The organism is Kitasatospora sp. NPDC048194, assembly GCF_043202455.1.
Lineage (GTDB): Bacteria > Actinomycetota > Actinomycetes > Streptomycetales > Streptomycetaceae > Kitasatospora.
Genome location: NZ_JBIDAK010000009.1, coordinates 1 through 12,926, shown reverse-complemented (window position 1 = coordinate 12,926; position 12,926 = coordinate 1). Strand labels below are relative to the sequence as shown.

General features: G+C 72.5%; 10 protein-coding genes, 1 pseudogene and 1 riboswitch. Of the genes and pseudogenes, 8 read left to right on the top strand and 3 right to left on the bottom strand.

The window, feature by feature from the left end; genetic code table 11:
* Positions 1-57 precede the first annotated feature (57 nt).
* Entirely contained in the window at positions 58-1,098 is a 1,041-nt protein-coding gene (locus tag ACGF07_RS13705; protein WP_350746347.1) for a MazG family protein, read from the top strand.
* A 46-nt stretch (positions 1,099-1,144) separates the two neighbouring features.
* On the opposite strand, the gene ACGF07_RS13700 is transcribed toward ACGF07_RS13705, so the two are convergent.
* On the bottom strand, positions 1,145-1,570 hold the full coding sequence (locus tag ACGF07_RS13700) for an SDR family NAD(P)-dependent oxidoreductase (RefSeq protein ID WP_392898266.1): 426 nt from the start codon (positions 1,568-1,570) through the stop codon (positions 1,145-1,147).
* A gap of 356 nt (positions 1,571-1,926) precedes the next feature.
* Between ACGF07_RS13700 and ACGF07_RS13695 the strand changes: the two genes are divergently transcribed.
* The 7 genes from ACGF07_RS13695 (at position 1,927) to ACGF07_RS13665 (ending at position 9,906) form a co-directional block, all read left to right on the top strand.
* Positions 1,927-3,216, top strand: coding sequence for a cytochrome P450 (locus ACGF07_RS13695; protein WP_392898265.1), 1,290 nt, complete (start codon positions 1,927-1,929; stop codon positions 3,214-3,216).
* 210 nt (positions 3,217-3,426) lie between these two features.
* A riboswitch (cyclic di-AMP (ydaO/yuaA leader) is annotated at positions 3,427-3,596 on the top strand.
* Position 3,597: 1 nt separating this feature from the next.
* Positions 3,598-4,362: a transglycosylase family protein gene (locus ACGF07_RS13690; protein ID WP_392898262.1), complete on the top strand. Its 765-nt coding sequence runs from the start codon at positions 3,598-3,600 to the stop codon at positions 4,360-4,362.
* Between the two features lie 280 nt (positions 4,363-4,642).
* Positions 4,643-5,929 (top strand): phosphopyruvate hydratase, encoded by a 1,287-nt coding sequence (gene eno, locus ACGF07_RS13685; protein ID WP_350746359.1) that lies wholly within the window; start codon positions 4,643-4,645, stop codon positions 5,927-5,929.
* A 105-nt stretch (positions 5,930-6,034) separates the two neighbouring features.
* Entirely contained in the window at positions 6,035-6,532 is a 498-nt protein-coding gene (locus ACGF07_RS13680) for a septum formation initiator family protein (RefSeq protein ID WP_350746362.1), read from the top strand.
* The gene (locus ACGF07_RS13675; RefSeq protein ID WP_350746365.1) at positions 6,504-7,172 is read left to right on the top strand and encodes a DUF501 domain-containing protein; all 669 of its coding nucleotides are present in this window, start codon (positions 6,504-6,506) and stop codon (positions 7,170-7,172) included. Before ACGF07_RS13680 ends, ACGF07_RS13675 begins: the two co-directional genes overlap by 29 nt.
* Before the next feature lie 2 nt (positions 7,173-7,174).
* Positions 7,175-8,110: a Ppx/GppA phosphatase family protein gene (locus ACGF07_RS13670; protein WP_350746373.1), complete on the top strand. Its 936-nt coding sequence runs from the start codon at positions 7,175-7,177 to the stop codon at positions 8,108-8,110.
* A 428-nt stretch (positions 8,111-8,538) separates the two neighbouring features.
* A complete protein-coding gene (locus ACGF07_RS13665) occupies positions 8,539-9,906 on the top strand; it encodes an NAD(P)/FAD-dependent oxidoreductase (RefSeq protein WP_350746368.1) in 1,368 nt (455 codons plus the stop codon).
* A 293-nt stretch (positions 9,907-10,199) separates the two neighbouring features.
* Here the strand turns inward: ACGF07_RS13665 and ACGF07_RS13660 are convergent, their stop codons facing one another.
* A complete protein-coding gene (locus ACGF07_RS13660; RefSeq protein ID WP_392898258.1) occupies positions 10,200-12,761 on the bottom strand; it encodes an ABC transporter permease in 2,562 nt (853 codons plus the stop codon).
* Between the two features lie 48 nt (positions 12,762-12,809).
* Positions 12,810-12,926 (bottom strand): annotated as a pseudogene (locus ACGF07_RS13655) (ABC transporter ATP-binding protein); the annotation flags it as partial.

Sequence of the window (12,926 nt, the reverse complement as noted above, 5' to 3'; positions counted from 1 at the left end):
GCCCCGGGCACCCGCCCGGGGCCGCCGCGCCGCCTCCCGGGCGGGTAGTTTCGAGGTGTGACGACGAATGCTGTGCCGACGGACGCCCCGGGCGCGAAGTTGATCCTGCTGACCACCACCCACCGGGTCGCCCCCGGGTTGCTGGCCTGGCCGGCCTGGGAGGCCCTGCGGTCGGCGGGCCGGGTGCTGGCGGCGGACGAGCGGCATCCGCAGGTCGCCGCGGTGCGCCAGGCCGGGGTGGCGGTCGAGGTGGTGGCGGCGGATTCGGCGCCGGCCCTGGCGCGGCTGCTGACCGGGCAGCCGGCCGGGACGGGGCCGACGGTCTGGCTGGGCAGCCCGGACGGGGACCCGGGGCTGACGGACGCGCTGGCACGGCTGGCGGTGGAGCGGGCCGGCGAGGTGCCGGAGATCGAGGTGCTGCCGGGCTCGTACGACCTGCCGGGCTCGCGGCTGCTGGACCTGGTGTCGGTGATGGACCGGCTGCGTTCGCCGGGCGGGTGCCCGTGGGACGCCGAGCAGACGCACGAGAGCCTGGTGAAGTACCTGGTCGAGGAGGCGTACGAGTTGGTCGAGGCGATCGAGGAGGGGGATCGGGACACCCTGCGCGAGGAGCTGGGCGACGTGCTCCTGCAGGTGTTCTTCCACTCCCGGATCGCCGAGGAGCACCCGACCGGGCCGTTCACGATCGACGACGTGGCCGGGGACATCGTCGAGAAGCTGGTGTACCGCCACCCGCACGTGTTCGGGGACGCGGAGGCCGAGGGCGCCGCCGAGGTGGAGGCGAACTGGGAGCAGCTGAAGGCCGCCGAGAAGGCGGACCGGGAGTCGGTGCTGGACGGCGTCCCGGCCGGGCTGCCGTCGCTGGCGTACGCGGCGAAGCTGGTGTCCCGGGTGCGCCGGGCCGGCTTCGAGGGCGTGCCGGACGAGCCGTACGAGCTGCCGGCGGAGCTGACCGCGGAGTCGGCGGGCCGACTGCTGCTGGCGGTGGCGCAGCGGGCGCACGACGCCGGGGTGGACGTGGACGCGGCGCTGCGCTCGGCCGCGCGCGGCTACCGGGAGGCGGTGCGCGCGGCCGAGGGACTCGGGCAGCAGTCGTAGCGGGGCGCGAGCGCGGGCAGGAGCGGGCTCTCGGGCCGCGGCGGCGTCAGGCCGCCGTGGCGGCCGACTCGGCCGGGCGCCGCTGCGGGGGGACGAGCTCGCCGATGGCCTCGCCGACCAGGGCGACGAGTTCGGCGAGGCGCTCCAGGTCGAGGTGGGCGGGCAGGTCGGCGAGGGAGACGATCCGCTCGCCGTTCGGGCCGGCCACGCAGAAGAGGTCGATCGGTCCGAGGTGCTTCTCGGCGGTGTCGACCAGGGCGGCGACGTCGCTGGGCCGGCGGATGTCGCCGGCGACGCCGACGACGGGGCACCCGGGCCGGTCGAGTTCGGCGGCGAGGTCCTCGGCGACACCGACGTTGGTGTCGGCGATCAGCACCCCGGCGGCGCCGGCCGCGGTGAACCGGCGGGCGAGGTCGGCTCCCGAACCGCCGTCGAGCACCGCGATGACGACGACTGCCCCGCTGACCCGCATGGTCTGCTCCTCCCTGTGGGCGACACCGCACCGGCGCCCACGCACACTGCGGAGGATCGTAGGCACGACCTGACCCTCCGCAACAGGGATTACCCCGCAGGTGACCAGGCTCACGCCCGCCGTCCGGCCAAGCTCTGTCCAAGAGCCGTCCACGTCCCGTCCACGGGCCGTCCACGGAGGGGCGGCGCACCGCACGCGCGCCGTCGGCGACCGGCTCGCGCCCCCCACGGCGCCCGAACGGCGCCGTCCCCGGCACCCCCTGGCGCCCGCCCGGCGAGCCGTCCGCGACCGGTCCGGACGCCCTCGACGGCCGCCGGTGGGCCGGACGCGCCCGGGGCAGCGGTTACGGTCGACCCATGCCTGCTCAGCCCGACGCCGTCCAGCCCGCCCCGCAGCTCTTCACCTGGGAGTTCGCCGCCGATCCGTACCCCGCGTACGCCTGGCTGCGCGAGCACGCCCCGGTGCACCGCACCACCCTGCCGAGCGGTGTGGACGCCTGGCTGGTGACGCGGTACGCGGACGCCCGGCAGGCGCTCGCGGACAGCCGGCTGTCGAAGAACCCGGCGCACCACAGCGGGCAGGCGCACCGCACCGGCCGGGTGGGCATCCCGGGGGAGCGGCAGGCGGACCTGATGACCCACCTGCTGAACATCGACCCGCCGGACCACACCCGGCTGCGCCGCCTGGTGTCCAAGGCGTTCACCCCGCGCCGGGTGGCCGAGTTCGAGCCGCGGGTGCAGCAGCTCACCGACCGGCTGATCGACGGCTTCGCGCAGCGCGGCTCGGCCGACCTGATCCACGAGTTCGCCTTCCCGCTCCCCATCTACGCGATCTGCGACATGCTGGGCGTCCCGGCCGAGGACCAGGACGACCTCCGGGAGTGGGCGGGCATGATGATCCGCCACCACGGCGGGCAGCGCGGGGGCGTGGGCCGGGCGGTCAAGCGCATCCGCGCCTACCTGGTGGACCTCATCCACCGCAAGCGCGCCGACCTCGGGGACGACCTGATCTCCGGCCTCATCCGGGCCAGCGACCACGGCGAGCACCTGACGGAGAACGAGGCCGCCGCGATGTGCTTCGTGCTGATCTTCGCGGGGTTCGAGACGACCATCAACCTGATCGGCAACGGGACGTACGCGCTGCTGCGCAACCCGGGCCAGCGGGCGCTGCTGCAGGAGTCGGTGGCGCGTGGGGAGACCGCCCTGCTGGAGACCGGGATCGAGGAACTCCTGCGCTACGACGGGCCGGTGGAGCTGGCGACCTGGCGGTTCGCGACGAGCCCGCTGAGCATCGGCGGGGTGGAGATCCCGGTCGGCGATCCGGTGCTGGTGGTGCTGGCGGCGGCCGACCGCGACCCGGCCCGGTTCGCGGACGAGAACACCCTGGACCTGGCCCGGACGGACAACCCCCACCTGGGGTTCGGGCACGGCATCCACTACTGCATCGGCGCCCCGCTGGCCCGGCTCGAAGGGCGCTCCGCCCTGGCCGCGCTGCTGTCGCGGCTGCCCGATCTCCGGCTCGCCGAGAGTCCGGAGAATCTGCGCTGGCGGGGTGGCCTGATCATGCGTGGGCTGCGCGAACTTCCGGTCGAATTCAGTCCCGAGGCGACGTCTCCGGACCCGGTTCCTGAGGCTCCGACACGCTGACGGATGGTCGTCCCGCGGCCCTCCGGCACCGTATGAACGCCCATCAAACCGGACAAACAGGTGCCGTTGGTAGGCGATTGGTCACCTGCCGTGATTTCCGTGTGATGTCGACGATATGAGCTTGTGATCGGTCTGAGGATCTGTCTAATCTCCCTGGAGTTCGCAGCTGCGGACCTCGTGCGCGGAACGCCGAATCCTGCCCGCCGCGTCACGGGAAACCGACCAGAACCCTGGGCAGGGGCGGGGGAACCAGGTTTGTTGCCGCCCCCACGGCTTGGGGTGAAGCCGCCCGAGCGGGAACGTCTCCGCGCACGGCGGCCGGGCCACCTCCCCGGTCCGAACCCGACAGCTCACCTCGCAGGCGTGCGGAGAGGGACCTTCATGCTGTTCGTTGGAACCGGCCGTCACCGTCGTCGCACCCAGGCCGAGAAGGCCGTCGCCGTGGCCGGTGTGGCCGGCGTCGGACTCGCGCTGCCGCTCCTCACCGCCACCGGTGCCTCCGCCGCCCCGGCCTCCACCTGGGACTCCGTCGCCCAGTGCGAGAGCGGCGGCAACTGGAGCATCAACACCGGCAACGGCTTCTACGGCGGGCTGCAGTTCACCTCCAGCACGTGGAAGGCCTACGGCGGCACCGCCTACGCCCCGCAGGCCAACCAGGCCAGCAAGGCCCAGCAGATCTCGGTCGCCGAGAAGGTGCTGGCCTCCCAGGGCCCGGGCGCCTGGCCGGTCTGCTCGCAGAAGGCGGGCCTGACCAAGGGCGGCGCCCCGGCCGCCGTCGACACCTCGTCGGACGCCAAGCCCCGGTCCGCCCCGCAGCAGGCGCCCAGGACGCAGGCTCCCGCTCCGGCCGCAAAGCCGGTCCAGCCGTACGCGCCCAAGCACGCCGCGCCCCGGCAGGCCGAGAAGCCCGCCGAGCAGCCGGTCCAGCAGTACACCCCCAAGCACGCCGCCCCGCGCGCCGAGCAGTCGGCCCCGACCGCCCCGGCCGGCCACGACTACACCGTGCGCTCCGGTGACACCCTGTCGACCATCGCCGCCGCCCAGGGCGTGACCGGCGGCTGGCAGGCGCTGTACGACGGCAACCGCTCCACCGTCGGCGGCGACCCGGACCTGATCATGCCCGGCCAGGTCCTGCACCTCGGCTGAGGACCGACGAGGGGGCCGGCCGACGGGTCGGCCCCCTCGTCCGCTTCCGTCCGGTTCCGTCCGGGTCCGTCCGTGCCGGTCCGGGTCCGTCCGCGCCCGGGGGACAAGCTGGGACAAGCAGGTGAACTACCGGGGGGTAGCAGGGCCACACGTTGAGACGGGGCCGAGGCCAGCGTGGCCCCGGGAGCCCGGGCGGTTAGGCTCTGGTCGTAACGACTCCGCAATCGTCCCGCCGACATCACCACCGTCAGCCGGACCAGCTTCCGCAAGGAGATGCCTCGTGCCGTCCATCGATGTCGTCGTAGCCCGTGAGATCCTCGACTCGCGCGGCAACCCCACGGTCGAGGTCGAGGTCGGCCTCGACGACGGCAGCACGGGTCGTGCCGCTGTCCCGTCGGGTGCCTCGACCGGTGCCTTCGAGGCGCTGGAGCTGCGCGACGGCGACAAGAACCGCTACTTCGGCAAGGGCGTCGAGAAGGCCGTCCTGGCCGTCATCGAGCAGATCGGCCCCGAGCTCGTCGGCTACGACGCCACCGAGCAGCGCCTGATCGACCAGGCCATGCTGGACCTGGACGCCACCCCGGACAAGTCCTCGCTCGGCGCCAACGCCATCCTGGGCGTCTCGCTGGCCGTCGCCCACGCCGCCTCCGAGGCCAGCGACCTGCCGCTGTTCCGCTACCTGGGCGGCCCGAACGCGCACGTCCTGCCCGTCCCGATGATGAACATCCTCAACGGCGGCTCGCACGCGGACTCCAACGTCGACATCCAGGAGTTCATGATCGCCCCGATCGGCGCGGAGTCCTTCTCCGAGGCCGTCCGCTGGGGCGTCGAGGTCTACCACACTCTCAAGGGCGTGCTGAAGGAGCGCGGCCTGTCCACCGGCCTCGGCGACGAGGGCGGCTTCGCCCCGAACCTGGACAGCAACCGCGAGGCCCTGGACCTGATCACCGAGGCCATCCAGAAGGCCGGCTACGTGCCCGGCCGCGACATCGCGCTGGCCCTGGACGTCGCCGCCTCCGAGTTCTACCAGGACGGCGCCTACCAGTTCGAGGGCAAGGCCCTGTCGGCCGCCGAGCTCATCGAGTACTACGCCGAGCTGGTCGCCGCCTACCCGCTGGTCTCCATCGAGGACCCGCTGGACGAGTCGGACTGGGACGGCTGGAAGGCCATGACCGTCAAGCTGGGCGACAAGGTCCAGCTGGTCGGCGACGACCTGTTCGTCACCAACCCGCAGCGCCTGGCCAAGGGCATCGAGACCGGCACCGCCAACGCGCTGCTGGTGAAGGTCAACCAGATCGGTTCGCTGACCGAGACCCTGGACGCCGTCGAGCTGGCCCAGCGCAACGGCTACCGCTGCATGATGTCGCACCGCTCCGGCGAGACCGAGGACGTCACCATCGCCGACCTCGCCGTCGCCACCAACTGCGGCCAGATCAAGACCGGCGCCCCGGCCCGCTCCGAGCGCGTCGCCAAGTACAACCAGCTGCTGCGCATCGAGGAGATCCTCGACGACGCCGCCGAGTACGCCGGCCGCGGCGCGTTCCCGCGCTTCCGCTCCGCGGAGTGATGAGCACGGCGAGCCAGCCGGCCGAGCACGCCTGACCGGTGCCCCGCCGTTCACCCCGTAGGGTTGACGGCGGGGCACCGTCGCGACCAGGAGGGGATACGGGAGATGGCTGGCTGGAGGATCCCGGGCTTGGCGGCCCGGCCCCGGTTCACGAGCCGGGCGACCGTCCTCGTCCTGGTGCTCTGCTCACTGGTGGCGATCCTCGCCTACCCGACGCGGCAGTTCATCTCCCAGCGCGCCGAGATCTCCGCCCAGCGGGCGAAGGCCGACCACGCGCGCCAGCAGGTCGAGCAGCTGCGCCGGGACAAGGCCCGCTGGCAGGACCCGGAGTACGTCAAGGCGCAGGCCCGCGCCCGGCTGCACTACGCGGTGCCGGGGGAGACCCCGTACATCGCGGTGGACCCGGCCGGCTCGGCCGCCCGCCCCTCGGCGCCCGCCGCACCCGCCTCGGCCGGCGGCTCGGCCAGGGCCGCCGCCAAGCCCTGGTACGCCAGCATCTGGGACTCGGTGGACGCCGCCGACCTCGCCGCCGCGCCGCCCTCCGTGACCCCCCGTCCGCTCCCCCCGTCCTCCGTTGGAGACCCCACCCCCCATGACCACTGAGAACCACCCCGCCGTCTCCGACGCCGACGTCGCGGCCATCGCCGCCCAGCTCGGCCGGGTGCCGCGCGGCCTGCGCGGTGTCGCGCACCGCTGCCCCTGCGGCAACCCCGACGTCGTGGAGACGGCCCCCCGGCTGCCGGACGGCACGCCGTTCCCGACGCTGTACTACCTGACCTGCCCCAAGGCCGCCTCGCTGATCGGCACCCTGGAGGCGGACGGCGTGATGAAGGAGCAGACCGCCCGGCTCGCCGAGGACCCGGAGCTCGCCGCCGCGTACCAGAGGGCGCACGAGGACTACATCGCCCGGCGCGACGCGATCGAGGTGCTGGAGGGCTTCCCGAGCGCCGGCGGCATGCCGGACCGGGTGAAGTGCCTGCACGTGCTGGTCGGCCACTCGCTGGCGGCCGGCGAGGGCGTCAACCCGCTCGGCGACGAGGCGCTCGGCATGCTGGAGGACTGGTGGGCCAAGGGCCCGTGCGTCTCCCCGGCCGAGGTCGAGGCGGCCGGGGAGCGGGTCGCCCGCAACCGCGCCAAGGAGCAGGACCACGAGGCCGTGATCGCGGCCAAGCAGCGGAAGGCGGCCGAGCGCGCCGCGAAGAAGCGCGCCGCCGAGGACGCCGCGGAGCAGGAGTCCGAGTGACCATGACGCGTGTGGCCGCGATCGACTGCGGCACCAACTCGATCCGCCTGCTGGTCGCCGACCTGGACCCGGAGACCGGCGGGATCACCGACCTCGACCGCCGGATGATCGTCAACCGGCTGGGCCAGGGCGTGGACCGGACGGGCCGGCTGCACCCGGACGCGCTGGCCCGCACCTTCGCGGCCTGCCGGGAGTACCGGGAGATCATCACCGGCTTCGGCGTCGGCCCCGAGCGGATCCGCTTCGTCGCCACCAGCGCCTCCCGGGACGCCGAGAACAGCGACGAGTACGTCAAGGGCGTGCGCGACATCCTGGGCGTCGAGCCCGAGGTGGTGAGCGGCGAGGAGGAGGCGCACCTGTCCTTCGTCGGCGCCACCAAGGAGCTGACCGGTGGACAGTTCCCGGCGCCCTACCTGGTGTTCGACCTCGGTGGCGGCTCGACGGAGTTCGTGCTCGGCGGGACGGACGTGCAGGCGGCGCGCTCGGTGGACATCGGCTGCGTGCGGCTGACCGAGCGCCACTTCGGCGGTGCCGAGCTGCCCTCCGAGGAGCAGATCGCCGAGGCCCGGGCCCACGTGCGGGCCGAGCTGGACAAGGCCGAGGAGGTGGTCCCGCTGACCGGCGCGGCCACCCTGGTCGGCCTCGCCGGTACGGTCACCACGGTGTCGGCGATCGCCCAGGGCCTGTCGGAGTACGACAGCGAGCGGATCCACCACTCCCGGATCAGCCGCGAGCGGGTCGCCGGAATCGCCCGCGAGCTGCTCGCCGCGACCCACGCCGAGCGCGCGGCCATCCCGTCGATGCACCCGGGCCGGGTGGACGTGATCGCCGCCGGGGCGCTCGAACTGCTGGAGATCATGGAGCGGACCGGTGCCGCCGAGGTGGTCGTGAGCGAGCACGACATCCTGGACGGCATCGCCTGGAGTATGGCCTCCTGACGGTCTGCAGGGCTTACCGAACCGGCTCCGGCGCCCCCGGCGGGGCACCGGAGCCGGGGCGCGCCCGGGCGCGGGCGGGAATGTTCGTGAATTTCTTCACATGGCGATCCAGTCATTCGTCGCACCCCGGGGCCCGCTACGCCCGAATTGTGAGACCGAAGGCCTGCCCCTGTCCGGGCCCGCTGGATCGCAGGTCAGGCCTCGTTCGGGGTTTGAAAATCGAAATCACGCGCGGGAACGCGGGAGCTGTGCGGATCGTTGCTGCTCAGCAGGGTGGTGCTCCGGCGCGCGTTCACGGCGCCCCCCTGAGGCCTGTGAGCCGCCCGGTGGGGGCCGTTTTTGTGGGCGCGGAGTGTAGCACGGGGTGTCCATGAGCTTGTGACCGGGCTCACGAAGGCTGCTCCGAACGGTGCTGGATACTTTCGGATATGAGCACCACGGAGCGTCCTCGCATCCTCATTGTCGGCGGTGGTTACGTCGGCCTGTATGCCGCGATGCGCATCCTCAAGAAGATGCGTTACGGCGAAGCGACCGTCACGGTCGTGGACCCGCGGTCGTACATGACGTACCTGCCCTTCCTCCCCGAGGCGGCCGGCGGCAACGTCGCGCCCCGCAACCTCGTCGCGCCGCTGCGCAGCGCCCTCAAGAAGGCGGAGGTGCTGACCGGGTCCGTCACCGGTATCGACCACGCCCGCAAGGTCGCCACCATCCAGCCCGCGGCGGGCGACAGCTACGAGCTGCCCTTCGAGTACCTGGTCGTCGCGACCGGCTCGGTCTCCCGCACCTTCCCGATCCCGGGTCTGGCGGAGAACGGCATCGGCATGAAGACGGTCGAGGAGGCCATCGGCCTCCGCAACCACGTCATGGCCCAGCTCGACAAGGCCGAGTCCACCACGGACGAGGAGGTCCGCCGCAAGGCGCTGACCTTCGTCGTCATCGGCGGTGGCTTCGCCGGCGTCGAGACGATCGCCGAGATCGAGGACATGGCGCGCGACGCGTCGAAGCTGTACAAGACCGTCAGCCGTGACGACATGCGCTTCGTCATGGTCGAGGCGGCCAACCGCATCCTCCCCGAGGTCGGCCCGGACCTGGGTCTGTGGACCAAGGAGAAGCTCGAGGAGCGGAAGATCGAGGTCTACATCGAGACCTCGATGGACTCCTGCATCGACGGCCACGTCATGCTGAAGAACGGCATGGAGATGGACGCCTCCACCATCGTGTGGACGGCCGGCGTCAAGCCGAACCCGGTGCTGGCCAACTTCGGCCTGCCGCTGGGCCCGCGCGGCCACGTCGACACCGCGCCGACCCTCCAGGTCCAGGGCTTCGACTACGTCTGGGCCGCCGGCGACAACGCCCAGGTGCCGGACCTCGCCGCCGGCGAGGGCGCCTGGTGCCCGCCGAACGCGCAGCACGCCTGCCGTCAGGCCGTCGTCCTCGGTGACAACGTGATCTCCGGCATGCGGGGCTTCCCGCAGAAGGAGTACAAGCACAAGAACCTGGGTGCGGTCGCCGGTCTCGGCCTGCACAAGGGCGTCGCGATCCTGTTCGGCAAGGTCAAGCTGAAGGGCCGTCTGGCCTGGTGGTTCCACCGTGCCTACCACGGCGCGATGGTGCCGACCTTCAACCGCAAGGTCCGCGTCTTCACCGACTGGACCCTCGCGATGTTCCTGAAGCGCGAGATGGTCGGCCTGGCCCAGATGGAGCGGCCGCAGCTGCCGATCCAGGAGGTCACGCCGCCCACCAAGCCCGTCGAGGCCGCCAAGCCGGCCGCCGACAAGGAGCTCGCCAGCAAGTAGCGACCGGACCCCGGTGTGGGAGCGCCGGGGCATGAGTCGGAGGCCCTCCGCCCGGCAGTGACGCCGGACCACGACCTCCGTGGTGCTCAGCCGGCCGTGTGACCGGGCGGAGTACAGAAAACAGAGGAGCCCCTGCCGAAACCCTCCGGCAGGGGCTCTCTGTTGTTCGCTCGCTGGGCGGTCCGCCCGCTGGCTCGTCCGACCGCTGGGTGGCCCGACCGCTGGGTGGTCCGTCCGCTGGGTGGTCCGCCCGCTCGACGCCGGGGCGCTCCGCCCCGGCGCCGCGGCGGGCGTCAGTCGGTCTTGATGCTCGACAGGATGTCCAGCCCCGCGGCCCGGCGGGCCGGCCAGATCGCGGCCACCAGCCCGACCAGCCCGGCCAGCGCCAGGAACAGGGCCAGCTGGCCGTACGGCAGGACGGTGGTCAGCCCGGTCAGGCTGGACTTCAGGGTGCCGTTGACCGCCCAGGCGATGAAGCAGCCGAGCAGCAGGCCGATCCCCGCGCCGAAGAGCGAGATCACCACCGACTCCAGTCGGACCATCCGCTTGATGCCCCGGCGGTCCAGGCCGATCGCCCGCAGCATCCCGATCTCCCGCTTCCGCTCGAACACCGACATCGCCAGCGTGTTGATCACGCCCAGGACCGCGATCAGGACCGCCATTCCCAGCAGGCCGTACATCAGGTTCAGCGCGAAGGTGATGATCTGGCTGAAGTCGTCCCGGACGTCCTGCTTGGACTTGACCTCGATCACCGGGTTGGCGCCGGTGGCGTCCTTGAGCGCCTGCTTGAGCGCGGGGGTGGCGCCGTTCTCGCCCGTCACCAGCACGTCGGCGACGTAGGGCTTCGGCTCGTGCTTGGCGATCTCGCTGTTGGCCAGCAGGACCGGGCCGAACATGCCGCCCCCCTCGTACACGCCGCCCACGGTGAGCCGCCCGGTCGAGCCGTCCGGGAAGCCGGCGGTCATCGTCGAGCCGGTGGTGACGCCGGACTTCGCGGCGACGTCCTGGTCCACCAGCAGCTGGCCGCTGCGGAGCGCGGCGGTGGACCCGCTGGTCAGCTTGACCTCGGCGATCCGGTCGAAGGCGTCCGCGTCCAGACCCGTGATCGACCTGGTGGTGCCGTCGAGCTTCCAGTACGCGGAGGTCATCGGCGAGGACGCCGCCACCCCGGGCGCCTTGGCGATCTGGGCGGGCAGCTGCCCGGACAGGTTCATGCCGTTGGCGGACGAGACGATGTAGTCGGACTTCATCGACCTGGTGACGGCCCGGTCGACGGTGTCGCCGACCGAGGTGCCGATCACGGTGAGCCCGGTGACCAGGGTCAGGCCGATGGTCAGCGCGGCGGCGGTGGCCGCGGTGCGGCGCGGGTTGCGCACCGCGTTCTGCTGGGCGAGCCGGCCCGGGGTGCCGCCCAGCGCCCGCAGCAGCGGACCGACCAGGGCGACCACCGGGCGGGAGAGCAGCGGCAGCAGGACGAACACGCCGATCAGGGCGAGGAAGGCGCCCCCGCCGACCGGCAGTCGGCCGCTGTCGTCACCGGTGGACGCGCCGTAGCCGATCAGCGCCAGGCCGCCGCCCGCGAGCACCGATCCGATGGTGTTGCGGACCACCAGGCTCTTCTGGGTGGCCGGTTGGTCGCCGCTGCTCATCGCGGCGACCGGCGCGATCCGGGCGGCGCGCAGGGCGGGCAGCAGGGCCGACAGCACCGTCACCAGGACGCCGACCGCGACGGTCACCACGACGGTGAGCGGCTTGATCACCAGCGAGCCGCTCGGCATGTTCTCGTTCAGCGAGCCGATCAGGGACTGCATCCCGGCGCCGATCCCGATGCCGGCCAGCAGGCCGGCCACCGCGGAGACGGTGCCGATCAGCAGTGCCTCGGCCAGCACGGAGCGGGTGACCTGCCTGCGGCTGGCGCCGATCGCCCGCAGCAGCGCGAGCTCCTTGGTGCGCTGGGCGACCAGCATGGTGAAGGTGTTGGCGATGATGAAGATGCCGACGAAGAGCGAGATGAACGCGAAGACCAGCAGCATGGTGCGCATCGCGTCGGTGCTCCGGGCGATCTGCGCCTGCTCGTCGGCCTGGAGCGCGGCACCGGTCTTGATGACGAACTGGTGGTCCGACGGGATCACGGGCTCGGCCTGGGCGAGCAGCGCGTCCTGGGAGGTCCCCGGCTTCGCGGTGAGCACGATGCTGCTGTAGCGGCCCGGCTCCTGGAGCAGTGTCTGCTGGGCGGTGGCCCGGTCGAACAGGGTGAGGGTGCCGCCGGTGTTCACCACCGGGTCGTCGGTGGTGAAGAGCCCGGTGAGCCTGGCCTCGATCACCGGCCCGTTGACGGCGATCCGGACGGTGTCGCCGACCTTGTACCCGGCCCGGTCGGCGGTCCTGCGGTCGAGGGCGATCTCCTTGGCGTTCTTCGGGCCCTGGCCCTCGACCATCGGGTAGCGCGGGTCCCTGCCGTCCTGGCCGGGCGCGAAGTTGGCGCCCCGGGCGGCCCAGACCTGGCCGATCAGGTCGCCCTTGCGGTCGGCGACGCCGGTGAAGCCGCTGACCACGCCGCGGGCGCTCGCGGCGCCGGGCAGGGCGGCCAGCCGCTGGACGGTGGCGTCGCCGAGGACGGTCGGGCTGCTCTCGCTCTTCTGCCTGGCGGAGGCGTCGGAGGCGGCCGCGTTGTCCACGACCTGGACCGACACGTCCGAGTAGCTCTTGGAGTTGCTGTCCCGCAGGGCCTTGCCGAAGGTGTCGGAGAAGACCATGGTGCCCGCCACGAAGGCGGTGCCGAGCAGGACGGCCAGGGCCGTCATCAGGAGCCGGCCCTTGTGGGCCAGCACGTTGCGCAGAGCGGTGCGATGCATGAGGTGTCCTGGGGAGGTTCGGTGAGGCGGGCTGAGGGGCCGGGCTGGTCAGCTGGTGCGGCCCTTGGCCTCGAAGCGGCGCATGCGGTCCAGGACGGTGTCGGCGGTGGGGGCGTGGAGTTCGTCGACGATGCGGCCGTCGGCGAGGAAGACGACGCGGTCGGC

Bases quoted from the DNA above. Each gene is read 5' to 3' on its own strand.
- ACGF07_RS13700 (WP_392898266.1), bottom strand. From the start codon at position 1,570: ATGCGGGTCAGCGGGGCAGTCGTCGTCATCGCGGTGCTCGACGGCGGT.
- ACGF07_RS13695 (WP_392898265.1), top strand. From the start codon at position 1,927: ATGCCTGCTCAGCCCGACGCCGTCCAGCCCGCCCCGCAGCTCTTCACC.
- ACGF07_RS13690 (WP_392898262.1), top strand. From the start codon at position 3,598: ATGCTGTTCGTTGGAACCGGCCGTCACCGTCGTCGCACCCAGGCCGAG.
- ACGF07_RS13680 (WP_350746362.1), top strand. From the start codon at position 6,035: ATGGCTGGCTGGAGGATCCCGGGCTTGGCGGCCCGGCCCCGGTTCACG.
- ACGF07_RS13670 (WP_350746373.1), top strand. From the start codon at position 7,175: ATGACGCGTGTGGCCGCGATCGACTGCGGCACCAACTCGATCCGCCTG.
- ACGF07_RS13665 (WP_350746368.1), top strand. From the start codon at position 8,539: ATGAGCACCACGGAGCGTCCTCGCATCCTCATTGTCGGCGGTGGTTAC.
- ACGF07_RS13660 (WP_392898258.1), bottom strand. From the start codon at position 12,761: ATGCATCGCACCGCTCTGCGCAACGTGCTGGCCCACAAGGGCCGGCTC.